At 35.2% G+C, this 26,458-nt stretch carries 24 protein-coding genes, 1 other RNA gene and 1 other annotated feature (1 of these 26 cut by a window edge); of the genes, 14 read left to right on the top strand and 11 right to left on the bottom strand.

What is annotated here, in order from left to right:
- Positions 1–239 (top strand) — a binding site (T-box leader); it begins 23 nt to the left of the window's first position.
- Between the two features lie 290 nt (positions 240–529).
- The 3 genes from leuS to BLQ56_RS03430 all read left to right on the top strand — a co-directional run bounded on the left by leuS (position 530) and on the right by BLQ56_RS03430 (position 3,781).
- The gene (gene leuS / locus BLQ56_RS03435) at positions 530–2,941 is read left to right on the top strand and encodes a leucine--tRNA ligase (RefSeq protein WP_090849889.1); all 2,412 of its coding nucleotides are present in this window, start codon (positions 530–532) and stop codon (positions 2,939–2,941) included.
- A 291-nt stretch (positions 2,942–3,232) separates the two neighbouring features.
- Positions 3,233–3,358 (top strand): DUF6254 family protein, encoded by a 126-nt coding sequence (locus tag BLQ56_RS23820; RefSeq protein ID WP_238457156.1) that lies wholly within the window; start codon positions 3,233–3,235, stop codon positions 3,356–3,358.
- 117 nt (positions 3,359–3,475) lie between these two features.
- A complete protein-coding gene (locus tag BLQ56_RS03430; protein ID WP_090849887.1) occupies positions 3,476–3,781 on the top strand; it encodes a rhodanese-like domain-containing protein in 306 nt (101 codons plus the stop codon).
- Positions 3,782–4,225: 444 nt separating this feature from the next.
- Here the strand turns inward: BLQ56_RS03430 and ssrS are convergent.
- Positions 4,226–4,414: non-coding RNA, 6S RNA (ssrS, locus tag BLQ56_RS03425), on the bottom strand.
- A 189-nt stretch (positions 4,415–4,603) separates the two neighbouring features.
- Here ssrS and BLQ56_RS03420 point away from each other — a divergent pair.
- Positions 4,604–7,342 carry a P-loop NTPase family protein gene (locus BLQ56_RS03420; RefSeq protein WP_090849885.1) on the top strand — a complete coding sequence of 913 codons (2,739 nt, stop codon included), beginning with the start codon at positions 4,604–4,606 and terminating at the stop codon, positions 7,340–7,342.
- Positions 7,343–7,394: 52 nt separating this feature from the next.
- On the opposite strand, the gene BLQ56_RS03415 is transcribed toward BLQ56_RS03420, so the two are convergent.
- Both BLQ56_RS03415 and BLQ56_RS03410 read right to left on the bottom strand, forming a co-directional pair.
- Positions 7,395–8,183 carry an HAD family hydrolase gene (locus tag BLQ56_RS03415; RefSeq protein ID WP_090849883.1) on the bottom strand — a complete coding sequence of 263 codons (789 nt, stop codon included), beginning with the start codon at positions 8,181–8,183 and terminating at the stop codon, positions 7,395–7,397.
- Positions 8,184–8,383: 200 nt separating this feature from the next.
- A complete protein-coding gene (locus BLQ56_RS03410; RefSeq protein WP_090849882.1) occupies positions 8,384–8,569 on the bottom strand; it encodes a hypothetical protein in 186 nt (61 codons plus the stop codon).
- A 543-nt stretch (positions 8,570–9,112) separates the two neighbouring features.
- Here BLQ56_RS03410 and BLQ56_RS03405 point away from each other — a divergent pair.
- Positions 9,113–13,318 carry a bifunctional 2',3'-cyclic-nucleotide 2'-phosphodiesterase/3'-nucleotidase gene (locus BLQ56_RS03405; protein ID WP_090849881.1) on the top strand — a complete coding sequence of 1,402 codons (4,206 nt, stop codon included), beginning with the start codon at positions 9,113–9,115 and terminating at the stop codon, positions 13,316–13,318.
- Positions 13,319–13,392: 74 nt separating this feature from the next.
- Here BLQ56_RS03405 and BLQ56_RS03400 read toward each other — a convergent pair whose 3' ends face one another.
- Both BLQ56_RS03400 and BLQ56_RS03395 read right to left on the bottom strand, forming a co-directional pair.
- Complete coding sequence (locus BLQ56_RS03400; protein ID WP_090849879.1) at positions 13,393–15,114, bottom strand: methyl-accepting chemotaxis protein; 1,722 nt, start codon at positions 15,112–15,114, stop codon at positions 13,393–13,395.
- 230 nt (positions 15,115–15,344) lie between these two features.
- Positions 15,345–16,502, bottom strand: a complete 1,158-nt coding sequence (locus BLQ56_RS03395) for a S8 family peptidase (RefSeq protein ID WP_139163063.1) — start codon at positions 16,500–16,502, stop codon at positions 15,345–15,347.
- 358 nt (positions 16,503–16,860) lie between these two features.
- Here BLQ56_RS03395 and BLQ56_RS03390 point away from each other — a divergent pair, with 358 nt between their 5' ends.
- From BLQ56_RS03390 to BLQ56_RS03370, 6 genes are all read left to right on the top strand, one after another.
- Complete coding sequence (locus tag BLQ56_RS03390) at positions 16,861–18,132, top strand: helix-turn-helix domain-containing protein (RefSeq protein ID WP_090849875.1); 1,272 nt, start codon at positions 16,861–16,863, stop codon at positions 18,130–18,132.
- A gap of 12 nt (positions 18,133–18,144) precedes the next feature.
- Positions 18,145–18,276, top strand: coding sequence for a hypothetical protein (locus BLQ56_RS24020; protein ID WP_274380195.1), 132 nt, complete (start codon positions 18,145–18,147; stop codon positions 18,274–18,276).
- Between the two features lie 182 nt (positions 18,277–18,458).
- The gene (locus tag BLQ56_RS03385) at positions 18,459–18,668 is read left to right on the top strand and encodes a spore germination protein (protein WP_090849873.1); all 210 of its coding nucleotides are present in this window, start codon (positions 18,459–18,461) and stop codon (positions 18,666–18,668) included.
- 132 nt (positions 18,669–18,800) lie between these two features.
- On the top strand, positions 18,801–19,364 hold the full coding sequence (locus BLQ56_RS03380) for a hypothetical protein (protein WP_090849871.1): 564 nt from the start codon (positions 18,801–18,803) through the stop codon (positions 19,362–19,364).
- Between the two features lie 44 nt (positions 19,365–19,408).
- Positions 19,409–20,731, top strand: coding sequence for an MFS transporter (locus BLQ56_RS03375; RefSeq protein ID WP_090849869.1), 1,323 nt, complete (start codon positions 19,409–19,411; stop codon positions 20,729–20,731).
- Between the two features lie 65 nt (positions 20,732–20,796).
- Positions 20,797–21,231 (top strand): DUF2383 domain-containing protein, encoded by a 435-nt coding sequence (locus BLQ56_RS03370; protein ID WP_090849867.1) that lies wholly within the window; start codon positions 20,797–20,799, stop codon positions 21,229–21,231.
- 51 nt (positions 21,232–21,282) lie between these two features.
- Here BLQ56_RS03370 and BLQ56_RS03365 read toward each other — a convergent pair whose 3' ends face one another.
- The 4 genes from BLQ56_RS03365 to hxlR all read right to left on the bottom strand — a co-directional run bounded on the left by BLQ56_RS03365 (position 21,283) and on the right by hxlR (position 22,740).
- Positions 21,283–21,669: a hypothetical protein gene (locus BLQ56_RS03365; protein WP_090849865.1), complete on the bottom strand. Its 387-nt coding sequence runs from the start codon at positions 21,667–21,669 to the stop codon at positions 21,283–21,285.
- Positions 21,670–21,706: 37 nt separating this feature from the next.
- The gene (locus tag BLQ56_RS03360; protein ID WP_090849864.1) at positions 21,707–22,030 is read right to left on the bottom strand and encodes a redoxin domain-containing protein; all 324 of its coding nucleotides are present in this window, start codon (positions 22,028–22,030) and stop codon (positions 21,707–21,709) included.
- Positions 22,031–22,048: 18 nt separating this feature from the next.
- Positions 22,049–22,267 (bottom strand): lipoprotein, encoded by a 219-nt coding sequence (locus BLQ56_RS23320; RefSeq protein WP_090849862.1) that lies wholly within the window; start codon positions 22,265–22,267, stop codon positions 22,049–22,051.
- A gap of 104 nt (positions 22,268–22,371) precedes the next feature.
- Positions 22,372–22,740 (bottom strand): transcriptional activator HxlR, encoded by a 369-nt coding sequence (gene hxlR, locus BLQ56_RS03350; RefSeq protein WP_090849860.1) that lies wholly within the window; start codon positions 22,738–22,740, stop codon positions 22,372–22,374.
- A 229-nt stretch (positions 22,741–22,969) separates the two neighbouring features.
- Here hxlR and hxlA point away from each other — a divergent pair, with 229 nt between their 5' ends.
- Both hxlA and hxlB read left to right on the top strand, forming a co-directional pair.
- A complete protein-coding gene (gene hxlA / locus BLQ56_RS03345; protein ID WP_090849858.1) occupies positions 22,970–23,611 on the top strand; it encodes a 3-hexulose-6-phosphate synthase in 642 nt (213 codons plus the stop codon).
- 9 nt (positions 23,612–23,620) lie between these two features.
- Positions 23,621–24,175 carry a 6-phospho-3-hexuloisomerase gene (hxlB, locus tag BLQ56_RS03340; RefSeq protein ID WP_090849856.1) on the top strand — a complete coding sequence of 185 codons (555 nt, stop codon included), beginning with the start codon at positions 23,621–23,623 and terminating at the stop codon, positions 24,173–24,175.
- 89 nt (positions 24,176–24,264) lie between these two features.
- Here the strand turns inward: hxlB and fadH are convergent, their stop codons facing one another.
- On the bottom strand, positions 24,265–25,035 hold the full coding sequence (gene fadH, locus BLQ56_RS03335; RefSeq protein WP_090849854.1) for a 2,4-dienoyl-CoA reductase: 771 nt from the start codon (positions 25,033–25,035) through the stop codon (positions 24,265–24,267).
- A 179-nt stretch (positions 25,036–25,214) separates the two neighbouring features.
- Entirely contained in the window at positions 25,215–25,850 is a 636-nt protein-coding gene (locus BLQ56_RS03330; protein WP_090849852.1) for a LysE family translocator, read from the bottom strand.
- A gap of 175 nt (positions 25,851–26,025) precedes the next feature.
- On the opposite strand from BLQ56_RS03330, the gene BLQ56_RS03325 reads away from it, so the two are divergent.
- Positions 26,026–26,400, top strand: a complete 375-nt coding sequence (locus BLQ56_RS03325; protein WP_090849850.1) for a hypothetical protein — start codon at positions 26,026–26,028, stop codon at positions 26,398–26,400.
- Positions 26,401–26,458: the final 58 nt, after the last annotated feature.

The following is a 26,458-nucleotide window of genomic DNA, read 5'->3' as shown; positions in this document are numbered from 1 at the left end:
TAGTGAAGAACGATGTATAGAGAGTTGACGGTTGGTGCAAGTCAATCATTAGTTGTTCATGAACTCGCCTTGGAGTTACAAGTGTGAAATGCGTTTGAATCGTAAGAGTAATACTTGTCGTCTGGTCCGCGTTAAGGATGAATGAAGCGAGTGCAGAACGTGTGAAGTGAAACGACGCGTTGCAACACTAATTTGGGTGGTACCGCGGGAGATTATATACATATCCTCTCGTCCCTATACAGGGATGAGGGGTTTTTTTATATTTAGTTATATATTGAAAGATTGTTGTTAATTAGAAAAATCGCATTTATAGCTGCAAGTTGATTGGAACGGAAGGTGTGAGACTCCTGCGGGATGTGCAGGACAGATGAGACCCCACAGGAGCAAAGCGACGAGGAGGCTCATCGCCTGCCCCGCGGAAAGATCGCACCTGGAGTGGAAATCAACTACTGTGTTTGATCAGCAATAAAGTTTATGAAAACAACCGATATTTAGAAGAATTTGAACACGATGTTCGAGGAGGATTAAGATGAGTTACAAGCACCAGGATATTGAAAAGAAATGGCAGCAACATTGGGAACAGAATAAAACATTCCGTACCACTGAAGACAAAGGAAAGCGTAAGTTTTATGCGTTAGATATGTTTCCATATCCATCAGGAGCTGGATTACATGTTGGTCATCCTGAAGGCTATACAGCAACAGACATATTAGCAAGAATGAAACGCATGCAAGGATATAATGTACTCCACCCGATGGGATGGGATGCATTCGGCCTTCCTGCAGAGCAATATGCTTTAGATACTGGGAACGATCCAGCAGAATTCACAGAGAAAAATATTAACACTTTCCGTCGTCAAATCAAAGAACTTGGTTTTTCATATGATTGGGATCGTGAAGTAAATACAACTGATCCTAAATACTATAAATGGACACAATGGATTTTCACTAAGCTGTATGAAAAAGGCTTGGCATATGTAGATGAAGTAGCTGTTAACTGGTGTCCAGCACTAGGAACAGTACTTGCTAATGAAGAAGTCATTGATGGTAAAAGTGAACGTGGCGGACACCCAGTTGAACGCCGTCCAATGAGACAATGGGTATTAAGAATTACGAAGTATGCAGACCGTCTATTAGAAGATTTGGAAGAGCTTGATTGGCCAGAGAGCTTAAAGGAAATGCAACGTAACTGGATTGGGAAAAGTGAAGGAGCACATGTTACCTTTAATATTGAGGAACATAATGATACATTCACAGTGTTCACAACACGTCCTGATACATTATTTGGTGCAACATATGCAGTACTTGCTCCTGAACATCCTTTCGTTGATAAAATAACAACAGAAGATCAAAAAGAAGCAGTAGCAGATTATATCAATAAAGTGAAGAGTAAAAGTGATCTAGAACGTACAGATCTTGCGAAAGATAAAACAGGTGTCTTCACAGGTGCATATGCAATTAATCCAGTGAATAATGAGAAAATGCCAATTTGGATTGCTGATTATGTATTAATGAGCTATGGAACTGGTGCGATTATGGCTGTTCCAGCACATGATGAGCGTGATTATGAGTTTGCTGTGAAGTTTGAACTTCCTATTAAAGAAGTTGTAGCTGGTGGAGATGTGACGAAAGAAGCATACACTGGCGATGGTGAGCACGTTAACTCTGACTTTTTAAATGGAATGGACAAAGAAGAAGCAATTACAGCCATGATTAGCTGGCTTGTTGAGAATGAAAAAGGGAAAAAGGAAACCACTTATCGTCTACGCGACTGGTTATTCAGCCGTCAACGTTACTGGGGTGAACCCATCCCAATCATTCATTGGGAAGATGGCACAATGACAGCACTTCCTGAAGAAGAGCTACCATTGATGCTTCCGAAAACCACAAATATTAAACCATCTGGTACAGGTGAATCTCCACTTGCAAATATTGAAGAGTGGGTTAATGTAGTGGATGAGAAGACTGGCAAAAAAGGTCGTCGTGAAACAAACACGATGCCACAATGGGCAGGTAGCTGCTGGTACTATTTACGTTATATCGATCCTGATAACGACAAGCATTTAGCTGACCCTGAAAAACTAAAAGAATGGTTACCGGTCGATATTTATATCGGTGGTGCAGAGCATGCGGTCCTTCATTTACTATATGCTCGCTTCTGGCACAAAGTATTATATGATGTAGGTGTTGTTACAACAAAAGAACCTTTCCAAAAGCTATTTAACCAAGGAATGATTCTTGGTGAAAATAATGAAAAAATGAGTAAGTCCAAAGGGAATGTAGTAAACCCTGATGACATTATTAAAAGCCATGGTGCAGACACTTTACGTTTATATGAAATGTTTATGGGACCACTTGATGCTTCAATTGCCTGGTCTGAAAATGGATTAGATGGTTCTCGCAGATTCCTTGACCGAATCTGGAGATTATTCATTGATGATCATGGTCAAGTGACGAATAAACTAACAGGCACTGAAGAAGGTGGAGTATTAGAACGTGTATACCACCAAACAGTGAAGAAAGTAACAGAAGATTATGAGGGGCTTCGTTTTAACACAGCGATTTCACAATTAATGGTGTTTATTAATGAAGCATACAAAGCGACAGAGTTGCCAACTAAATATATAGAAGGCTTCGTAAAGTTATTGTCTCCAGTGGCACCACATATCGCTGAAGAGCTTTGGAGTAAGCTTGGACATGACAAGTCATTAGCATATGAAGCATGGCCGGCTTTTGATGAAGCTAAATTAGTTGAAGATGAAATTGAAATTGTGATTCAGATCAATGGGAAGGTGAAAGCGAAGCTTCACGTTCCTGCAGATGCAACTAGAGAAAAGCTAGAAGAGATTGCGATGGGTGAAGTGAAAGAACAGATTGAAGGTAAAACTGTTCGTAAAGTAATCGCAGTTCCAGGGAAGTTAGTTAATATTGTTGCGAATTAAATGATTTTATGGGGACTCCGTCTATGATGGAGTCCTTGTTTTTGGCGAGGAATTGTCGAAAAATCGATAAAATTAGAAGAGTGGCGGATAAATGGTTAAAAGTCGCGGATAAACGACTTAAAGTGACGGATATTTGACAAAAAGTCACGGATAAACTTTTGAATTGCCTTCAAATAGCCCTTATATACACCACTGTATAGGATTTCTCCTCTTATTTTTGAATCAAAATAACTACAGAGGTTATTCTATAACTGTAAATGTACAATTTTTTAAATTAAAGGGGCCGAAAATATGACTCAATCTAAGAAGCAACAAGAAAGACAATGGAGAGAGCGAAAAGAAGCTCAACATCCACATGGCAAAGTGAAAACGTTTGAACAACTAGCTGAAGATGCTAGTAAGGGCGACACTAAGTAAAAAAAGGTAGCTGTCTTTTGGCAGCTATTTTCATTTCATAAGACAAGATACTATGTAAACAATTCTATATTGATTATAATGACGTTAAGAAACCTAAACATTGAGAGGATGAATTAAATGTCACAAATCGATTTAATTACAACGGAAGAATTGAAGCAAAAGTTACAAAACAATGAAAATCTAGAATTAGTTGATGTACGTGAGGATGAAGAAGTAGAATTTGGTATGATTCCTGGAGCAAAACATATTAAAATGGGTGAAATTCCAGCTAACTTAGATTACTTTGATAAAGAGAAAGAATACATATTCATTTGTAGATCTGGAAAAAGAAGTGAAAATGTTTGTTATTATCTAAATGAACAAGGTTATAAGGTAAGAAACATGGTTGGCGGCATGTTAGAGTGGACTGGAGAAACCAAATAAATCCGTTATTCAAAGGCTATTTCAAATATGTTGAAGTAGCCTTTTTTTATAAGATAAGCAAATATATATTTTTGTACTTAGTTTTACTGTCTAGCTCCAGGCGCCATCGGCTCGGGTCATAAGCCAATCCGTCAAGAAGGTTAAAAAGCAACCTTCCAGTCGAATCGTCTTATGCCTGTCGCCGATAAGCGGGCGCCTTGCGCTTTTCTTACTGTCTAGCTCCAGGCGCCATCGGCTCGGGTCATAAGCCAATCCTTCAAGAAGGTTAAAAAGCAACCTTCCAGTCGAATCGTCTTATGCCTGTCGCCGATAAGCGGGCGCCTTGCGCTTTTCTTATAAAATTAGGTATTAGGTGACTGTAGATTGCTGTATTTCATGTGGTAAAATCAACTAAAGTAAAAAATCAGCTCCCGATTGGGAACTGACTTGAATGTGTGTTTTTTATGATAAGCCGCATTTGCCGTAACTCACATAAGAAAGTTTTAAACCACCACTCCTCAAAGTGGGTGTTTGCAGATACAGTCCTGTCTTCCTCTACGTAATGAAGGCTTGACATTTATGCATCAATGTAAAACTCCCTATAACAGCATAAAGGTTAAAACTTAATTATCATTACGAACAATGTAGCTTATATATACATCATACAAGATAGACTTGTCTACTTCAAGGTTAATTCCTTCCAGACCTTCAACTTACTTCCAAAGCCCTACTTATGTAGTCGAAATGAAATTCTTTTGAAATATTTTTGTTAAACAACACTGTTAGAATACAGATTATATGCGAATAGTTTAGTGATAAGTTTTAATATAAGGGGTGATTACTGTGAAAGAAGAGGTAATGATTAATAAAAAGTTTTATGAACGATATTTATCTGAAGAGTCACATCAACATCCTGTTGAGGTGTTAGGAGAATTATATTTTGCAGAACAACAAAATGAGTTATGTGATCTTTCATATTTACGATTTGCTCAAGGTGAACTCTATTATCATTTGAAAGACTATGAAACAGCCATTTTTAAATGGGAAAATATTAATAATGACTTTGAAGAATGGGCTAGGAAAAACATGGCGGATGCATACTTCGCACTCGATCTGCTTCCGAATGCCGAAGAAATTTATCTCTCAATTAAGACAAATCAGGAGATATTATCAATTGAAATCTCGCTAAAATTATTTTCACTTTATTGGATGCAGGGAAAAAGTAATCAAGCAAAAGAGATTATTAAACATATCGTTTTAAATAATCCGGATTATGGGGATGCGACTCATCTTGCACGAAGTTTTTTCCATGAGCAAGAGGATTGGAATGAAAGTATCGAACTTGCTGTAAATGAAGCCAACCGAACACATTCAATGGATTGGTTTGATTTAATTAGAGAATTCATAGAGCTTGGCTATACCAAGCAGTTGCATCCAAGTTATTTTATAAATACGTTGAAAACTCTCTATGATCTTAGCCATGAAGGATTTGAGGAACTATTGAATCTTCTTTGGAAGAGTTATAAGAATGAAACGTTTGTTTTAGAGTGGATTTTAGAAATGGATTCATTCATTTCATCAGTTGAAATCGAAGATGGAAGACTTTGGAGAAGTACACATGAATTATACGAGGAAATTTATCTTGAACTAACTAATGGGTATTATTTATTGGAAGAAATTCGCAAGTGCCTGCCTAATTTATTAACGAATTGGCTTAGAGTAGCAGATTCTTCAAAACTATCAGTTGCAGCTGCGGCAACTTTAGCATGGAAGGATATTATGCCATCTAGTTTTTCGGCAAACCTTATTGAGTTTGCTAGGGAGGAAGTACATCGTTCGTTACCATCTAAGTATGCTAGCAACTATATAACAGATTTATTTCTGACCATTACAAAATGGACGAATAAACAGAATCTGACTAATGGACATACATTGAACCAGCTTGCTGGCGGATTGCTTGATCTATCCAAAATACACCTTTTACTTTTGGGGACGAGTGAGAGAGGTAAAATTAGTGTTCGTGACTCAATCTTGGGGAGAACTATATTAGAAGGGCCGTCTTCCTGTGTAATGATCTTTAGTTATGATGAAATAGAGGAAGCTGTGGATGTATCTACACAAGACCAAAAGGTCATTTCAAACTTATCGAAATTTCATTATGTATCAGCAGTGAACCAGGAGAAGAATGATCATGCACTTTTAGATGTAAGAGTACCAAGTGAAATATTAAAGGATTATCAGCTAACAGTAATTGATCTGCCGTGCATCACTGGCTCTAGTCATGCGCTAGACTTAAATGTTGATTATTTAACCTATACAGATTGCGTATTATTTATCCTAAATATTCATTCTCCTTTTACGGAAAAAGAGCGTGATATTTTGTTGGCAATTCATGAGAAAGTTCCGAATCTCCCGGTGACTTTTCTTGTAACAGAAATAGAAGAAGGGTATAGTGAACAAGAAATTCAACGAGTGATTAAAATGATAAAATCTAAGCTCAATTCGTATTTTCCCGATGCAAATGTCATTCCGTTTCAATCAAATAATGAGGAAAATCTTAATGAGTTACTCAAAATGACAATTGGTAAATCCACTAGTGGTGATCTTGAGAGAGAACGGGCACTAAAAATACATCAGAATAGTAAGGAGTTACTTAACAGTCTAATCACTACAAGAAGTGGTTTAGAAATTAGTTTAAATGAGTCTATCTCGTTCAATAAAGAGATGACATCTAAACTAAAAGGTGCAATTAACCAATTAGAAGATACACAAAGGGAAAAAGTTAATAAAATTACTGAAAGATATAGTGAAGTGAAAAATTTAATTAAGGAAGAACTTAGTAAGAATCTACCTAAAATACTTCGGAGTTGTTCGGATTTGGTGGATGAAAAAAGTAACCTTAATCAAATACATCGTGAGTTGGACAGCGAGATGAACCGTCGAATTGAAGAGTATTTAAAGTCAACAATTGAGCCTTTGTTTGTCGCATCAATTCATGATTGGATTACAAAGGCAAGTGACGAATTCAACCAAAGTAAAAAAAGTTTAGAAGAATTGTGTGATAGTTTAAATGGTATGTATGGTGTAAATAAAATTAATTTACACTGTGATTTTAAGGTTTTAGAAGATTGGAAACGGGATGCGGAGCGCATGTTGAATAGGATTCATGTAGATAAAATTGATATATTTTTAAAGTTTACGCCAGCACAGTTTCTATTGAAAAGCGCTGGATTGATCCTCGGATCTCTTCCGCAAAAAACAATGATATCAACAAAATATAAAGGTTATATTGAAAACCGTTCATATGATGATGTAGTAAATTTGGTTACGACTCAATTTTTGACTCAGTTTGATTTCTTCGAGAAAGCGATTGAACGTGACGTGATCATGTTTTTTGTTAACCCATTTAAGACATTAAAGCACGTGGTTGAGGAAACGATCAAAGAAACGGAGGAGAAAAGAGAAATTTTAAGGGAAATGAATAGTAGACCAGAAATATTCGAGGATGCTCTTACCATTTTTGAAATAAGGCTAAATCAATATGAATGGATGAATTCAGAAGTACAGTCTATAAATATGTAAACATAAAAGAAGCTGTTCAAAGTGGTGAGCCACTTATAGAACAGCTTCTTTTTTATTCGACTAAGCCAAGTCTCTTCAAACCGTTAAAGATCCCAGAATCAGTAACAGAGGTGGTTTGATACTTTGCGTATCTTAAAAGATTAGGATGTGCATTCCCCATCGCGAAGCCTTCACCAACATAGGACAACATTTCCTTATCATTCATTCCATCACCGAAAGCAATCGATTCTGGGGCAGGTATGTTAAGGGAATCTAATATTGTCTTAACAGCTACTCCTTTATTTACGGTGTCTCGAATCACATCAAAACTATGTTCGAACCCTTCTAGATTTATTTGAGATAAGTGGATGTTTGTGTCTTCTTCATAGATGACTTGATCACCTTCTGTTAGATTAAGGACGGACATTCCTAGGATTTGGTCAACGTATGAAGGTGAGTATAATTGATTATTTTTCAAATGGAATTTTGAAATAAATTCTTTAACAACAGGAGATTCAAATGAAGTTACGAGATTTTCTTTATTTGTGTACATGACAATTTCATGGTTGTGTTCCCTTGCTTTTTGGATAAATGATTCAACGGTCTTAGCAGTCAATGGTTCGTTAAATACTTCTTGATCATTCTGAATGGCGTAAGCACCATTATATCCAATAAAAGATTTGATGTTCAGTTCTTTTCCTATATCCCAAATTTCATGGAGAGGTCTTCCAGTTGCAAGAAATACTTCGATTCCTTTTTGTTGTATTTGATTAACCGCGTCTTTTGTTGAGTCTTGAATTGAATCATCAGGTGCCAAAATCGTCCCATCAATGTCTAAAAACAAGATTGAATAGTTATTCATCAAATTCTCCTCATATATAGGTATTTATTGTAGTATAGGTGGATTTTACCATAAAACAAAGAATTAAAAAATAAGAAGGGTTTTATGAGAGGTTTTAGTGGGTAGGCATAAATAATGTGTAATAAGTTTCGAATATCATTCGAAAATCATTACACATCTACAACATTCAAAATTAAATATGTCATTCTAACTCCTTTGCATTAAGCGATATTTGTGTATGCAATTCCAATGAATTCAACTGTGATCATTGCTCGAGGATTATTCTTTTCAAGTTCTTTCTTCATTAGCTGTGCTTTTTTCATTGCTTCAAACATTCCATTAGCATTTAGAGTGATATCTTTTGCAATATTTTGATCTGTTTTAAAAATAAAACGAAACTGTTTCATCTGTACTAACCTCCTGTCCTATCTGTTTTGTTGATAAATATAATATAACATAAATCTGTATCAATTAGTATTACCAAACTGTTACATTTTTGTTAAGCTGTTAAAAAGTTTGTGTTAATCATTATTGACTGATTGTAAATAATTTAAACTTGTGACTTATGCTCAGTCTTATTTATAAATTCATATAATAATATTTGATAAGATTTGTTATAAATACGTATTATATTTATTAACTTACTGTTAATGTTCGGTATGAAAAATGTAAATGTTTTAACACAAAAGGATAAAAACCCAGTATTATCAATGGTTTTGAGGAGTGTTGGAGGATTTGTGTCGAAAGTGGTCGAAAGATTAGTCTGTATATTTGTTCGTAAAACGATATAATTTAATGGAACTGTACAAAATTAGACACAATTTGTTCATAAAATTGTTTATCTATCATTATAATTCGATATAAATTTTAACTATTTTGTTAGATTTTAAGATTATATGAATAGATCTTTTTTATGCGGTTCAAAAAAATAGTCGGAAGGTGGACTTTCATTGAAAGCGAATTTTAAAGAAGCTCTGAAGCGAAAGGTAGTTAGCGGTTTAACTGTAAGTGCTTTATTAGTAAGTACATTTCTAGCACCGATCCTCTCTACAGTTGCTGTAGCAGCAGAAGTGGCGAATCCAGTAGTAGATTTACGTATCTTAGAAACGACGGATATTCACACAAATATCTTAAACTATGATTACTTCCAAGATAAGCCTACAGATGTATTTGGGCTCTCTAAAGCTTCAACCTTAATTAAAAAGCAGCAGGCAGAAGTAAAGAACTCCTTACTTTTCGACAATGGTGATTTAATACAAGGAAATCCATTAGGGGATTACATAGCAAGAGTGGATGTCTTAAAAGAAGGACAAGTTCACCCGGCAGTTAAAGCTCTTAATCTATTAGGTTATGATGCTGGAACCGTTGGAAACCATGAATTTAACTTCGGTTTAGATTTCCTTAACGAAGCATTTGATGATGCAGAATTTCCTATAGTCAATGCTAACGTTTTTAATCTCGACGGTACTCCGTATTTCGATCAATACGAAATCCTTACAAAACAGGTAACAGATCAATCAGGAAATACACATACAATCAAAGTTGGGGTAACAGGCTTTGTTCCACCACAAATCCTAAATTGGGATTATGGTCATCTAAATGGGAAAGTATCTGTGGAAGATATTATGGTATCTGCCAACAAGATTATTCCACAAATGAAGACTGAAGGAGCAGATGTAATCGTTGTTCTTGCTCACTCTGGAATTGATAATAGTGGCCAAGTGGATGGTATGGAAAATGCAGCATATTATTTAACACAAGTTGAAGGTGTCGATGCAGTTTTATCTGGTCATGCACATGCTATTTTTCCAGCAGTAGAGGGTAAGAAAGCAAACTTCCCTGACGGCAATGGTTTCGATAATGTAAAAGGTACAATCAATGGTGTACCAGTAACAATGCCAGGTTCATGGGCCGATCATATTGGACAAATTGACTTGAAGCTTGAATTGGTTAATGGGGAGTGGATTGTTGCTGATTCCCAAGGCGTGGTATTACCTACAGCGGGTTATGCTAGTGATAAGGCTCTAGAAGATGCAATCGCTACTGAACATGCAGCAACTATTAACTATGTAAATGGTCCTGTTGGCACAACAACTGCTCCAATTAACAGTTATTTTGCATTAGTGCAAGATGATCCGTCTGTACAAATCGTTTCAAACGCACAAAAGTGGTATGTAGATAAGTGGATTGCAGGAGCAGGTGCACAATATAAAGGTCTTCCTGTATTATCTTCTGCAGCACCATTTAAAGCAGGTGGACGTGCTGGTGATGATGCTTCATACTTCACTGATATTCCAACTGGTACAATTGCAATTAAAAACGTAGCAGATCTGTATTTATATCCTAATACTGTTTATGCACTAAAAATAAATGGCTCAGAATTAAAAGAGTGGATTGAATGGTCAGCAGGTCAATTTAATCAAATCGATCCTAGCAACAAAGCTGAACAATCCTTAATCAATTATAATTTTAGATCTTACAATTTTGATGTAATTGATGGTGTCACATATGAAATTGATGTTACACAACCTTCTAAATATAATAATGACCAAGCTCTTATTAATCCTGAAGCAAGCAGAGTTAAGAATTTGCAGTATAATGGCAAGCCTGTTACAGCAGACATGGAATTCATTGTTGCAACAAACAACTACCGTGCTGGTACAAACAAAATTGTAAACCCGGGTGGTAAGAATACGATATTGGTTGCGCCTGATGAGAACAGACAGGCAATTATTGACTATATCGTTAATACAGGTGAAATCAATCCAAGTGCAGATGATAATTGGAAAATCGCAGACATTGATGGTGATGTAAATGTTACATTTGCATCTGCAGCAAAAGCTCAAAACTATTTAAATGGTCAATCTTATATTGAGCATGTTGAAACAAATGGAGATCTTGCGAAATTTGCTCTTAACCTAGGAACTAGAGAATCATGGCAACTTAGTATATTACACACAAATGATACGCATGCCCATGTTGAACAATATCCTAAGCTATTCACAGCAGTAAACAAGGTTAGAAGTGAGAAAGAAAATACGTTACTTGTTGATGCTGGTGATGTTTTCTCAGGAACATTATTCTTTAACCAATATAGTGGATTGGCAGACCTTTGGTTCATGAATGAAATTGGTTATGATGCAATGACGTTTGGTAACCATGAATTTGACAAAGATTCTACAACTCTAGCAAACTTTGTTTCTAGAATGAATTTCCCGATGGTTTCTTCCAATGTGAACGTGACGAAAGATCCGGTGTTAAGTCTATTGTTTAAGAACGAATTAGGTAAAACACAAACTGGAGGAAACATTTATCCAGCAATCGTTAAAGAAATCGATGGAGAACAAGTTGGGATCTTTGGTCTGACAACTCCAGATACAGTAATTCTTGCAAGTCCAGGAAGAGATATTGTTTTTGAAGATGCAAAGATAAAAGCGACTGAAACGGTAGCTAGATTAAAGTCTGATGGAGTGAACAAAATTATTGTTCTTTCTCACATGGGACATACTTCTGATTTGGAATTAGCTAATGCAGTTGAAGGGATTGACGTAATTGTTGGTGGACATTCACATACTACTTTGACAAAACCGGTTATTGTCAATAAAGCAGAGCCAACATTAATTGTTCAAGCTAATGAATATTTAAATTACTTAGGTTCACTGGATGTAACATTCAATAATGAAGGTGTCGTTATTGGTCATGCTGGAGAACTTCTAGAACTTGATGGTTTTGAAGAAAATGCTGCTGCCGCAGAAAAAGTAGCAGAATTTGAAGTGAAGCTTGATGAGATAAGAAAGAAGATAATTGGTCATACAAACGTTGTCTTGAATGGTGAACGTAAGGACATTCGTACGAAAGAAACGAATCTAGGAAACTTGATTGCTGACGGAATGGCACAACAAGCATATAAGGTTGATGGAAAAACAACAATTGCTCTCCAAAATGGTGGAGGAATTCGTGCTTCGATCGATAAGGGTGACATTACGTTAGGTGATGCATACACAGTCCTACCATTTGGTAATCTATTAGTCACTTTAGACTTAACTGGTGCAGAGATTTTAGAAGCTTTAGAGCATAGTGTGAGCGAAGTAGAAGCTGCACAAGGTAAGTTCTTACAAGTATCAGGACTTCGATTCAAATATGATATCAACAAACCAGTTGGTGAAAGAGTGTGGCTTGTTGAAGTAAAGCAAGCGAATGGCAAGTATAAAACTCTAGATTTACAAGCAACATATAGTGTTGCGACGAATGCATTCACAGCTGATGGTGGAGACGGATTCACAGTTTTCAAAAAGGCTAAAAATGAAGGGCGTATAAACGAATTATTCCTGCTTGATGCAGATGTATTTACTTCTTATGTTCAGTCTAATAGTCCTGTTTCACCTTCAGTTGAAGGTAGAATTATCCAGGAAGTTAAGAGTAATGCTAAGCCTGAGCCAAAGCCTGGAAAAGGTGATGGGACAGCACCAACGAAACCAAAAGAGGTTAAGCCTACAATTAAAAACGGAGTCGTAACGATTGATACAAGTTCAATTAAGTCGTTAGAAGCTAATTCTCAGTTAATAATTAATGTAGAAGGTCAGACGGTGTTTAAGGCTTCATTTACAGAAGAACAAGTTAAGCTTTTAAAAGAAAAAGGAATAGAAACGGTTATTTCAAATAATGATGTTGAAGTGAAAATTCCTGCTGCCAACTTACCGAATGGAGCTTTCGAAGTTCATGTGACAAAAATGAAATCGGTAAAATCAGCGGTAGGTGAAGTGTATGATTTTAAAATTACTTCAAAAGGCAAGGAATATCACAAGTTTGCTGAAATGATGACATTAGTGTTTAAAGTGGATGCAAAGAAAGTGAAGAACCCTAATCATGTAACAGTTCTTTACTACAATGAAGAGAAAAAGCAATGGGAAGACATTGGTGGTACTTATAAGGATGGATTTGTAACAGCACAAACAAACCACTTTAGTACGTATGGAGCATTCGAGGTTTCAGGTGAAGGTAAGGATGGATTATCGGATATCCCAGCACCTCACAAAGGGAATCCATTACCAAGTACAGCAACAAATACATTTAATCTGCTATTAGTAGGATTACTAGTATTAGGTGCAGGTGTTGGAATGTTTCTATTTAAAAGAAAAAGACTGAATCAAGCATAAATAAAAAGCTTGGAGAGAATGTTTTACAGTTCTCTTCAAGCTTTTTTTGATGGATAGGAATTCTCCACTCTTATCTAACTAAATTGTTTGATCATAAGAGAAAGCGAATTAGATAGATTTGTTAGTTTCAAGCCTATCTCGTGAGTATTCTCCATTTTCTCAATTTGATCATTACTGGTACTCAACATTTCTTCCGTGCTTGCTAACGTTTCTTGAGAGACAGATGAAAAGCTTAATGTGGCTTCCTCAAGTTCAGGTAAAAGTTCTTTAAGGTCTCTTAACTCTACTCGCATTTCTAGTAGACTATTACTTACACTTTTTATTTCTTTCATCAGCTCGTCAAACGAAATTTTCGAATCATTTGCAGTAACAAGGTTTGTTTTTATTTTACTAAGCATATGTTCAAATTCATTGGTTGCTAACAATGTGACATCTTTCATGCTAGAGATTGATTGTGTTATTTCCTCGGTTGCTATTGTTGATTGATCTGCTAATTTTCTTACTTCATTTGCAACAACGGCAAACCCTTTTCCAGCTTCACCAGCTCTTGCAGCTTCAATTGTTGCATTAAGTGCTAGAAGTTTTGTTTGCTCTGCCATTCCTTTGATTAATCCTACCAGTTTTGTAATGGAGGAAGATTGTTCTTGAACGTGTTGAATGGTTGTATTTAGGTGCTCAAATTCACTTTTAAAATCGTGAGTGCGAGTAATTAATTGGGAGATGGTATTTTCTCCGACAATCGCTGATTGTTGCATAGCTTCTGACCGCTGAAAAACAAAATTCATCTTATTTAACATTTCTTCATTCATCTTTTTCAAAGAATGAAATTGAAGAACGTTATGTTCAGAACTAACAGCTGTTTGTTCTGCTCCAGCTTTTACTATGTTAATAGCTTCTATTAATTGATGGCTATAAACTAAGGCATCACGTGAAGAATGCTTAAGTTTTCCTCCTGTTGATTCAAGCTCTGCTGTTGTTTCTGTTAACTCATTAATAATTGTAGTCATTTGCACCATCATTGTGTTAAAGCTTTTATTTAATGATTGAAATTCAGGAATCGTTGTTTTTATATCAGTGGTTTGACTGATTTTACCATTACGTACTGACCTCATTGCATCTTGTAATTGAACTAAGGGAGTTGTTAATCTACGAACAAACAGAATAATTAATATAAGAGATAGTAAAAGGCTTATTAAGATAATGGCTGTAGTAAATAACGCCATTTGGTTAACTGAATCTAAGTAGGATTGAACAGGTACTAATAGTATGTAATATCCACCTATCTCATTTACTTTTTTAACTGAAATCGAATAGCTTTTACCATTAATGTTTTGCTGAAAGGTTCCATTATTATTTTCTATTAATTTATCAACAATAGCAGAAGAAAATTTAACCTTAGAATTTTCGCTAGTAGGAAACGGTTGGATTTTCTGATTCACAAGGTAAAACATATCAGATTCCATTCCATCTTTGGTTAGTTGCTTTTGTTGCTCACGGATACTACCTTCAAATTGCTGCATGAAGTAGTCATCGTCACTGACATACACGAATTTCAAATTAGTAGCAGTAGAAGCGATAATGTCTGCTTCTCTACTTAATCGATCTTCAATCGTGCTAATTGTAGCTTTTTTTGCTTGAAGATATGAACTTATACCAACAGCATTAATAGATAAAAACAATAATGAAATAAATAAAATAAGAAGACGGGTACGTAAGCTAAAGTGATGTAAGAAAGTCAGATTTGATTCCTTTTTTTTATTAGTTAAAAGAGTGTCTGTATCTGGTGCATTAGTCATAATTTATCCCCCAATTTACATAGATCGGTATCTTACGACAAATAGTACCATAGTCATATTAAGAGGTTGTAAATCTAATGTAAATTTAGGTAAATATAGTAAGAAAAGAGGAGGGATAACTTGGCAGTGACCCCAATAATCAATTACCCACGTATGCGATGGTGAGGGGGGATTTGAAGATAAAGAAAAGCTAGTAAAGAAGAATAATCTTCAATACTAGCTTTCTTCATTTACTGTATCGCTGCTTCTACATCAATCACACCATTTCCATAGTAGAAAGAATCTCCTAAGGGAACAGCTGTATTTTTCAAACGCTCGCGAATTTGTACGTTTGACAATGTAGGATATTTTGCGAGAATCAGTGCAGCAGCACCAGCAACATGTGGTGAAGCCATACTTGTTCCATTATAAGAATCGTAACTGTTTCCTGGAACTGAACTTAAAATGCTAACACCAGGGGCCATGACTTCTAATTCATTTCCAACACTAGAGAATGAGGCGCGATTATTAGTATTGTCAACAGCACCAACAGCAATAACAGAGCTATATTTTGCAGGGTAACCAATCGTATTTCGTTTTCCTTTAGAACCACTATTACCTGCTGCAGCCACAACCACTATTCCATTATTGTAAGCATTGTCTACAGCTTGCTGAAGTGCGGTCGAACCTTGAGATCCGCCCAGGCTCATGTTAATCACGTCCATATTGTTTGAAATGGCCCATTCGATCCCTTGAGCAATTCCAGAGTAAGTACCTGATCCATCTGCACCTAGTACTTTTACTGCATACAACGAAGCACTCGGAGCAACCCCTAATACACCTAGTGAATTATTAAGTCCTGACACAGTCCCAGCTACATGGGTACCATGACCATTCCCATCAGTTAAAGCATTTGGTTCACCAGAAACAAAACTTGCTCCACCGGCAACTGACAAGTCCTCATGATAGCTATCAATACCAGTATCCAATATCGCAACCTTAACACCGTTACCTGTCACACCAGTTGATTGAACAGTATCTGCTTTAATATGAGGAATTCCCCAAGGAACAGCCTGACCAATCGCTTGTGCTTGATGATCTTCCTCTATAAATGCAATATTAGGATTGTGTTGAAGAGCAGTAACCGCTTGAAGAGGCAATGTAGCATGAACAACGTTCATATATTTGAATTCATGTTTGACACTTCCGCCAAGAGATTTGATATGGGTGGATTTATTTGAAATGTTTGTTTTAAAACCAATTAAGTAATCTTGCTTTACATTTCCTTTAGCTTCCGTTGATGTATTTAGGAAGAACATAGAAAATACTAAGATAAAACTTAATAATATACTGAGTATTTTAGTTTTTTTCAAAGTGAATAACCTCCATTTAAGTTTGGTGTAAAGCATCAAACAAAAAGATTAATTACTAGATAGATAGACTTGAAAGAATACTAGTATGTTCAGGTTTGAGTTCCCGGGACTCTTGCTTGAATGTTTGATTGTAATTCATTTTAACATTGGTCAAGTTACTTTCATATTGGGAAAATGAATGAGTATACCAAGGTGATAAAGGGGATTTGTTCATGAAATTTTCCCTAGTAAGCAATCCCTTTTTATAGTGCCTTTTTCTTTAGGAAAATAGCGTGTAAAAAAACCTTCTAACACCCACTTTTAGATTTCTATTTTCCCAACTTGAAATAAAGGGATTTTCGAATAATTCAAGAAATTATACTATATATATACTTCAAGATAGAGGGAGAGTGTTATGAATATAGGGAATCGGATAAAATTGGAAAGAATTCAACAAAACATGACACAAGCTCAACTTTCAAAAGGTATTATATCAATCTCATATCTCTCTAAGATTGAAAACGGACAAACCAATGCTAGTAGAGAAGTCCTAGAGATGTTATGTGAACGATTAGGTTTACCTCTTACAGAAGAACAAGAAACAGAATTAATTAAGGAATTAAAGGTATGGTACTTTAAAATAGCGAGGAAAAATGTAAGTGAATCAACAGCCTTGTATTCAAAATACAAATCAATATTCGAAGAAAAAAATGATACGATTGCCATGATCTATTTTCGGTTATTTGAAATAAGGTATTTATTTTTAATAAACGATATGGAGCAAGCAAAGGTACAAATTCAAAAAATAGAGCAAGTCCAAGACTTATTTGACCGAGATATGAATTATTATTTCTACAAATTCTCAGGGTTATATTGCTATTTAACAGGTCAATATCCGATTGCTAAGCAACAATATCAGCTTACTGAAAAATTGCTTATTAATAGCAATTTGTATCAAAAGTGGGAAGAAGCAGACCTCTACTATTCGATGGGCTTAACATTTAGTCAACTTAACAATCCCACATTATCCATCAGATATGTTGAGAAAGCATTACAAATCTATCAGTCAGATTATGATTTAAAAAGGTGTGCTGAGTGTCATATCTTATTGGGAATTGGATATGTAAAAACAAAAGAATTCAATCTTGCTGAAGAAAGCTATCGGACTGCAAGTAAGTTGGCGTATCAGATGAATGATACCTATTTAAAAGGATTGATTCATCACAATCTAGGTCATTTATTGTCTCTTGAGAATCGTGCAATTGAGGCAATTTCTGAATTTGAAAATAGCTTACAACATAAGGAGAAAGAGAATTCGCTGGGTAGGTTGAAAACGATTCACTCCTTAACATATGAATATTTTCAAATTGGGCAAATAGAAAAATGTAGGTTTTGGATAGGAGAAGGACTCTCTATTTTATCGAGGAATATAAACTCACAAACACTAGGTTATCACATACATTTTACTTTGTATGACTATTTAATAAACAATCAATTTGATCAGTATGAACAATTTTTCAAAAAAGAAGGGTTGTCATATTTCAAGGAATATGAAATGAGTAATTATATTTCTTACTACTCAGATGTTTTAGCAAAGCATTATGAATCTGCGTTTAAATATAAACAAGCTTGCTATTATTATTCGATTGCGACAGATGCATTAAAAAAACAAAACATTATTTATTAGGAGGAGTATAAAATGAAAAGATTATTTATCATTGCGTTATTAGGGTTAGGGTTAGTTGGTGCATCAATCGATTCAACTGACAATTATGCTCATGGTGGTGGTGCTGAACATCCGGATCCACTTGTGGTTAGCGAAGAAGTATAAAGCTTATTTTGTAAAGTTATATAGGAATTGTAGATAACTTTTTTTGATTTGAAAATTTGTGACGTTTGTAAAATGCTCCTGTGCTAGCCAATTCTTTTCTATTTTGTCCACTCTTTTCCTGTTCAAATTCATAGGATATATGGAAGAGACTTTTTTACTGATAAAATGGGGGTGGAACAAAGATGTTTGGACTAGGACCAATCATATTAAATAGTAATGATGGAATAATTACAGGAGGTACTCTAAATGCTTCCCCTTCTTCAACGAGTAAGGTTGTTGCAGGAGCAGGTAGTTTTAATACTGGATACTGGGTGAATACTAATACGTTATTCAATTTGTCTAATTCAGTCGACCCTGATTCGATCGATTCTAATATCGAGGAAGGAATATAGAAAAGTGAAAATTTATGAAGTCTATTTTTGGGTGGAATACCTAATGTAGACTTCTTTTTTTGAGTAATCTTTCATAAGAGGATAAACCTTAGGGAATAAATAACTTTAAATTAAAGTAGAGGAGGAAGAATGATGAAAATAATTGATGTAGGTTTAATGGCTAATCATATTCCAGCCCATAAAGGGATTATTAGTAGGTTAGAGCTTTACAGTCAAAGTGTAAGTAATGGACAATTACTGACTATCTTTCAAAAACAAATTGGCATGATGAAAAACCATGTTCAAGTTATGAATCAGTTGTTAAATCCGAACCAGCAACTTCAAGTCGCAGTACCACCGATTCCAAACAATTCAACTGGTTATTACAACCAACCAAAAGGAAATATTGGAATTGAAGAAAAAGACATGCTATTTGATGCCCATTTTACAGCAGTTTCAATGGCTAATGAGAATTTTATGTCTGCAAGTAATATGAAAGCACCCTTGGTGAAGAGAGCGCATATAGAAATGGGTTTGCAACAGAATGATATTGCTAACCAGTTTGAAATGCTAGCTGAACAATTAGGATGGTCAACTAATCACCCTAATGCTACTGTGATGGAACAAAATCAAGTGATGAGTCCTATCCCTAATCCCCAGGCTTATATGAATATGCAAAATCAGTTTAATACACAAAACATTCAAAATAAACACTAGTAGAGGTAGTTCCTATAGATTTAATTATATAGAGGGTGAATGAAATGCTTAAAGAGATTTTGAAATTAGATCGGACATTAATCATCCTGTTGCTAGGTGTTCTGTTATCTCATTTAGGTACTTATATGGTAATGCCAATGCTACCAATTATATTAAAAATTGATAATGGTTTATCTTTAGTTCAGATAGGGTCAATCCTTGCAAGTATTGCGATAGCATTTCAACTAGGAAGTATTTTCGGAGGAGTTCTCGCAGATCGTGTTGGAAGAAGATTCATTATTGGATTAGGAGCATTAATTACGGCAATGGGTATTTTCGGCTTCGGTTTTTTTAATGGATTTTTCCCATTATTACTGATGGCAATGACAATGGGGTTCGGAACAGGTCTTAATGCTCCATCCACAAAAGCTGCGATTGCTGCTTTAGCTTCAGTGGAAAATCGAACAACAGCTTTTTCTCTTAGGGGAATCTTTGCGAATGTTGGAACAGGGTCAGCAGGATTAATTATCTTCTTCTTAATTACAGAATCCTCAAATTTTATTTTTTGGATTGGCGGGGTAATTTATATCTGGCTGGCTTTCCAAAGTTGGCTGTTTTTACCTAAAGAGTGTGGTGATCTACCATGTCCTCCAGTACCAAGAAGTGCCTATAGAGAGGTTTTTAAAAATAAACCTTTTATAGTGTTTAGTATTGTCACGATTTTTATATGGGCCTTGTATGCACAACTATCTCTTACGTTACCACTTATAGCAACAGAAATTCTTGCTGAACCTAAGAATGTTGCTTTAATATGGACTGTTAATAGTGCAATTGTGATACTTAGCCAGAGTGTAATTACTATGAAAATTATTAACCGTGTACATCCTCTTACAGCTCTTAGTTTTGGAATTTTATTTATCTCTGCAGGCATATCTGCCTTGTTTTTTGCTACTTCATTTTTATTTCTAATAATGAGTGGTGCAATTTTTGTAATAGGGGAAATGCTAATCCTTCCTACAATTGATAGTACGATATCTCAGTTATCAAAAGCAGAGTTGATTGGGTTATTTTTTGCATTATCGAATGTTGTCTCGGGATTGGGAGACGCAGGTGGAAAGTCAATCGGAGGAAATCTTCTACAAGTAGGAAGTGGAGAAAACTCAATTATTTGGATGGTTTATCTAATTACAGGAATTACTTTATTCTTAGTTGTAAATTTACTAAAAAAATGGCAACCATTAGCTAACTCCTTAAGAAAAGCAGCTTTAAAAGAGAACAAGCCTAAACATGCCCCAAGGGTTTTAATTGAACCATCTGAACATCGTACTCAACCATATAATAATTGGAAACCGGAGTTCTTTTTTCGAAAGAGAGAAAATCTTGAGTGATCATCCATATAAATTAGAACCACCTTACTAAAGCTAAATAATACTATAAATATAGGAGAGAATTCATGGACAACCAAATAGTCATTGAAGAATTAAACACATTATTAAGAGGGCAATATATGGGCATCCGTTCGTTTGAACACTACATACAACAGGTAAATGAAGAAGACATGAAACACACATTTCAACAAATGCAGCAAGAAATTAAGCAAAATTCGCAAAAAATTGCAGAAAGAATACAAAATCTTGGTGGAGTGCCAGCTGATGATGAGGGTGTATCTGGTTCAATGCATAGCTTTATGCATAAATTTATGATTCCTGATACGACAGAAGGAATGATCTCAGATGCAGTAAAAGGTGAAGAGCAATATGGTGTTCACTATTCTGAAGAGCTTGTTAAAGGTGATTTAGATTCAGAAACTCAACGAATTGTTGAAGAAGTGATTGATGTGCAAAGAAGGCATGTAGAGAAATTAAAAAGCTTACTTAACAAAAATTAGGGTTGTGCCGCTTAGCACAGCCCTAATTATTTTACTTAGATATCAATAAGATTAATCGCTAATTTCTTCTTGTTTAGTTTTATAAATTAAATCAGAAAACGTAATTCCAAAGGAGACACCGAGTGGAATACTTAAATCCCAAATTTCAAATCCTGTTTGAGTAAAAAAGTAATTGAATACAAAAAGTATACTGCTCAATGATAAGAAGGAAATCAAAAACGTTAATAGTTTTTTTCTTAATTGAATCATGCTAATGGTTTTGAGACGGATAGCTAACTTGATTATTAACCAAACTCCATATAAGGCAAGAAAAATAACATATCCTATAATGAAAGTGGTAGTAATAGAAGTATCCATCTTGTTATACAAGATAAAGACAGTAATAATTGTTCCTGTCATAAACACCAAAAACAAAATAATATTCAGCGCTCTTTGCATTCTTAAACACCGTACTTTCATCATCAATATATCGCTATTATTTAAGATTATTATATTCTTCTATAATTTCTTCTTTAGACTTATCGAATTCTTCACCCCAGTAATCATTAATCGTATTGAAGACCACATGACCTTCTGTATCTAAAAGTCCATAACCTCTATAAGCTGTTTCTCCGTTTTTCATTTCAAATAACTCAGCAACTTCAAGATTTGGGTCAGAGATGAAGGAGATACTAGTACCGAATTCTTTTTCAAGCGCAGTGTACAGTTCTAGTTGTTGTTCTGGTAAATCATTGCTAACGATATACATATTAACATCTAAGCTGTCTAATTCATTTAAGTTTTGATGCAACTGAACCAGTTGCTGTTGACAGAGTCCTCAAGTGTATGTCGTGATAAAAAAGAATAACGTGGGTTTATCTTGTGGAAAAGAAACTTCATTATTATTTTGATCTAATAACGTAATTGACTCTTCTATTTGTTTTTGGCCACAACCGGCTAATACCAAAACAATTAGCACAAGTAGTAGCATGATCTTTTTTTTCATGATATCTCCTAACTTTCTAATAGATTTTAAAATAATTAATATGAACATCATATCTATTTTCCTCTTTTTTTTCCACCTATATGTTCTCACAATCTTCTTTTAAAATATAAAAACGCGACATCCCTTTGTGGATGATCGCGTATTTTATCTGCATTTTATTTAGAAACGATTTTCATTTCAAGTGTATCTTCTACTAGAACATTTTCTCGGTAGTTTTTTCCCCACTCATACATTTTTTCTAGAATAGGCATAAGGGTTTCTCCATGGTCTGTTAGAGAATATTCAACTTTTGGAGGAACTACAGGATAAACTTCACGGTGAATAATCAGGTCCTCTTCCAATTCCCTTAATTGATTGGCTAGCATCTTTTGAGTGATATCAGGAATCATTGATTTCAATTCACTAAACCTTTTTGTACCTTCTTTACCAAGATGCCACATAATAAGCATTTTCCATTTTCCTCCGATGACATGAAGAGTTAACTCCTTTTCACAGTTAAATACTTTTGTATCTGTACGGCTCAATAAAATCACCTCATTCTATGTATCGATCCACTTATAACGTTCACAATATGTTTCACATTAATTAAGTATAACAAAATGTCAGAAAGAAGAAAAAGGATAACACTTCATGGTTACTTTTACCATACTTAATGAGTTTAACCTCACTAGTTGAGAATAAAGTGCGTACTTCTCTGTTTCTTTTGTGCTTGTTAAACTTACTAGTATAGAAAATAAAGGAGTGTTGTTAATTATGAAATTACAGTTAGCGCTAGATTTAGTCAATATTGAAGAAGCAAAGGCAGTTGTGAAAGAAGTTGAAGAGTTTATTGATATTGTTGAGATTGGGACACCGGTTGTTATTAATGAAGGGCTTCGTGCGGTAAAAGAAATCAAAGAGGCTTTTCCTTCTTTATCAGTATTAGCTGATTTGAAAATTATGGATGCAGGTGCTTATGAAGTAATGAAAGCTTCAGAAGCGGGTGCTTCAATTGTAACTGTACTAGGAGCTACAAATGATTCAACAATCAAAGGTGCTGTTGAGGAAGCAAAGAAGCATGGATCGGAAGTTCTTATTGATATGATTAATGTGACAGACCTTGAGAAACGTGCAAAAGAAGTAGATGAACTAGGTGTTGATTATATCTGCGTACATACAGGTTATGATCTACAAGCAGAAGGCGAAAATCCGTTTGAGCAATTACAAACAATCAAGCGTGTGGTGAAAAATGCAAAAACTGCTGTAGCAGGTGGAATTAAATTATCGACTCTTCCAGAAGTAGTTGCGGCAGCTCCGGACTTAGTCATTGTTGGTGGAGGAATTACTGGCCAGGAAGATAAAAAAGCGGTTGCGAAAGAAATGCAACAATTAATTCGTGAAGCTGCAACAGTCTAGGTAAGCGGCATGCTGATAGCTGATAATTTATCAAAGATTATAGAGGAGTTAACTTCTTCAATTGGTAAAATGAACAGTGAAGAAGCAGAAGTATTAGTCAATGAAATTCTTATGTCTAATAAAGTATTTGTTGCGGGTGCAGGAAGGTCAGGCTTGATGGTAAAAGCATTTGCAATGAGATTGATGCACCTAGGAAAAGAAGTATATGTAGTTGGTGAAACCGTAACACCTGGAATGGGAGAGGGGGACCTATTACTTATCGTCTCAGGCTCTGGAGAAACGAAAAGTCTAGTAAGTATGGCTGAAAAAGCCATTTCAATTGGTGGAAAAATAGCAACAGTCACATTATCACCGGATTCAACCATTGGAAAGCTAGCAGCTACTACTGTAAAACTTTCAGGAGTTCGAAAAGATGAAGGGGATCATAATCAATCCATTCAACCAATGGGCTCATTATTTGAACAAACAGTGTTACTCTTTTTAGACGCGGTTATACTAACATTAATGTCTAAAGATGAGTTAACATCCACAGAAATGTATGGGAAACATGCAAACTTAGAATAAGCATTATTTTATATGACCTTGTAGTTGATTGTGTTTATCAACTACAAGTTTTTTTTGCTGTTTTCGAATAGATTGTTGCTTATAAACCACTAATATTTGAATGAAGAGCCATTCAACCACTGGCCACCATCAATTGTAATGCAATCACCATTAATAAACTGTGCTTCTTGCGAGAATAGAAAGGCGGCAAGGTTTGCTACTTCATCAACCTTTCCAAACCGATTAAGAGGGATTCCATCTAATACTCTTTTTGCAGCTTCATCATCCAAAATAAGTTTGTCAACACCACCAGTTTCTTCAATTGGCCCAGGAGCTATCGCATTCAAACGAATTCCATACTGACTTCCCCATTCAACCGCAAGGGACCTAGTCATGGCGAGAACTCCAGCCTTGGCACTAGCAGAATGAACGACACCAACTCCAGCTGTCCAAGCATAAGTGGCAACAATATTTGTAATGCTTCCAGCCTTTTTTTCTTTTATCCAATCTTTCGCAACCGCCTGTGTACAATTCCATGTTCCATTAAGAACGATATCAATTACAGCTCTCCAACCATTTGGAGATAGATCTTCTGCACGAACGAGAAAGTTACCTGCTGCATTATTCACTAGATAATCAATTGTACCAAATGCTTGTTTTGTTTGATCAATCATACTTTGTACTTTTTCAATGTCACGAACATCCATGACAACTGGAAGAACCTGACCTTCAAAAGTCTCTATCTCTTCTTTTGCTTTATTTAATTTTTCAGGGTCTCGACCACTTATTGTAACAAAGGCTCCATCCCTGGCAAATCGTTTAGCCATCGCTTTTCCCATTCCATTGCTACCACCAGTGACAATCACGATTTTATCCTTCAACATCATTCCCCCAGTTTTTAGTTTCGAATTAGACATGTTAAAAGAAACTGTGCTTACGATAGTTGTTATAAGTTATAGATAATAATTGTAAGCACTTACATTTTACTGTTATTTTATTTAGCTTTCCATGAATATAGAAATCTATTTAATTTTTACTTTAAGTAAAAAAAGCTACTGAACTATGCAGTAGCTTTTGTGCTAAGTAATTTTAATCCCATGGCAATAAAGACGATACCAGTTAATCGGTTTAGTAAGTTTGAGATTTTTGAATTACCTTTAAGTTTATTTGTAGCCATAGATGAAAAGTAGACTGTAAATAAAGACCATATGCCTGCAGTTATCGTAAACGAAAGTCCCAAGAGAATGAACGGAATTGGGCTTGTGACACTAGAATCGGATTGTATAAATTGGGGTAGAAATGCTAAGAAGAACAATGCAACCTTTGGATTCGTCACATTCGTAATCATTCCTTGCACAAAGATTTTTATATGACTTTGTTGGGATAAGGATACCTGAGATTTTTCAGATTGTTTTTCTAAGAGCATTTTAATTCCTAAATATGCTAAATAGACGGCACCTATCATCTTAATTAAAGTAAATAGAACAGTAGATTGCATTAAAATAACGGATAAACCAAACGCGGCGAGTAGTGTATGAGTAATAATTCCAGCTGATATTCCCAATGTTGAATAGATACCAGCAAGTCTTCCTTGAGAAATACTTCTACTCACTATATACATTGTATCTGTTCCAGGTGTTAGATTAAGTAATAAGCTAGCTATTAGAAATACTTCGAAATTAATGATTCCATACATACCTGAAACCTCCGATTGTTGAAATAATTAATTCATTTTACAATACAATCGATTAATTTCCAACATTTGTTTCTTATTAAATATCATAATTGTCGCTACTTTTTTTATTGAGTTCTTATAGAACATCTCTTTATAATAGTTATTATAATAGGGTATAAGAATGGGGAGTACATATTTGAGGTTATTGGGAGTAGTTATCGCGTTTTTTATGACAGATTTTTTCTTTCATGTGATAGATGCATATGCATTTAATTTAAAAGCCAATAGTATGGTAGAACGAATTGGTGCAGTGGTGTTTGGGGTATGTGTTTTGTTAGTCTTAATGATCTTGTTTAGACGATTATTCTCACCATCTTTTTTCAATGGTTTTACTGTGGCGACTGGACTATTTTTAAGCTTTGATATTGTTGTTTTCCACTGGATTTTTCAACTTCATCGGATTACCAATGGTCCAGAAGCTAACTGGTTAGAACCCATTATGGTCATTGCAGGTTCTGCACTGATTTTTTATGGATTAAGAAAGGAAAGAACAAACCTACAGTCAGAGTGACTCTTAACCGGCTGTTAAAAAGGAGAAGAGGAGGTGAGTCCTCCTCCACGTAGCTTTC

The organism is Litchfieldia salsa (assembly GCF_900104555.1).
In the GTDB taxonomy this organism is placed as follows: Bacteria; Bacillota; Bacilli; order Bacillales; family Bacillaceae_L; genus Litchfieldia; species Litchfieldia salsa.
Note: the sequence above shows the minus strand (reverse complement) of the source record. Positions and strands in the feature narration are given on the sequence as shown.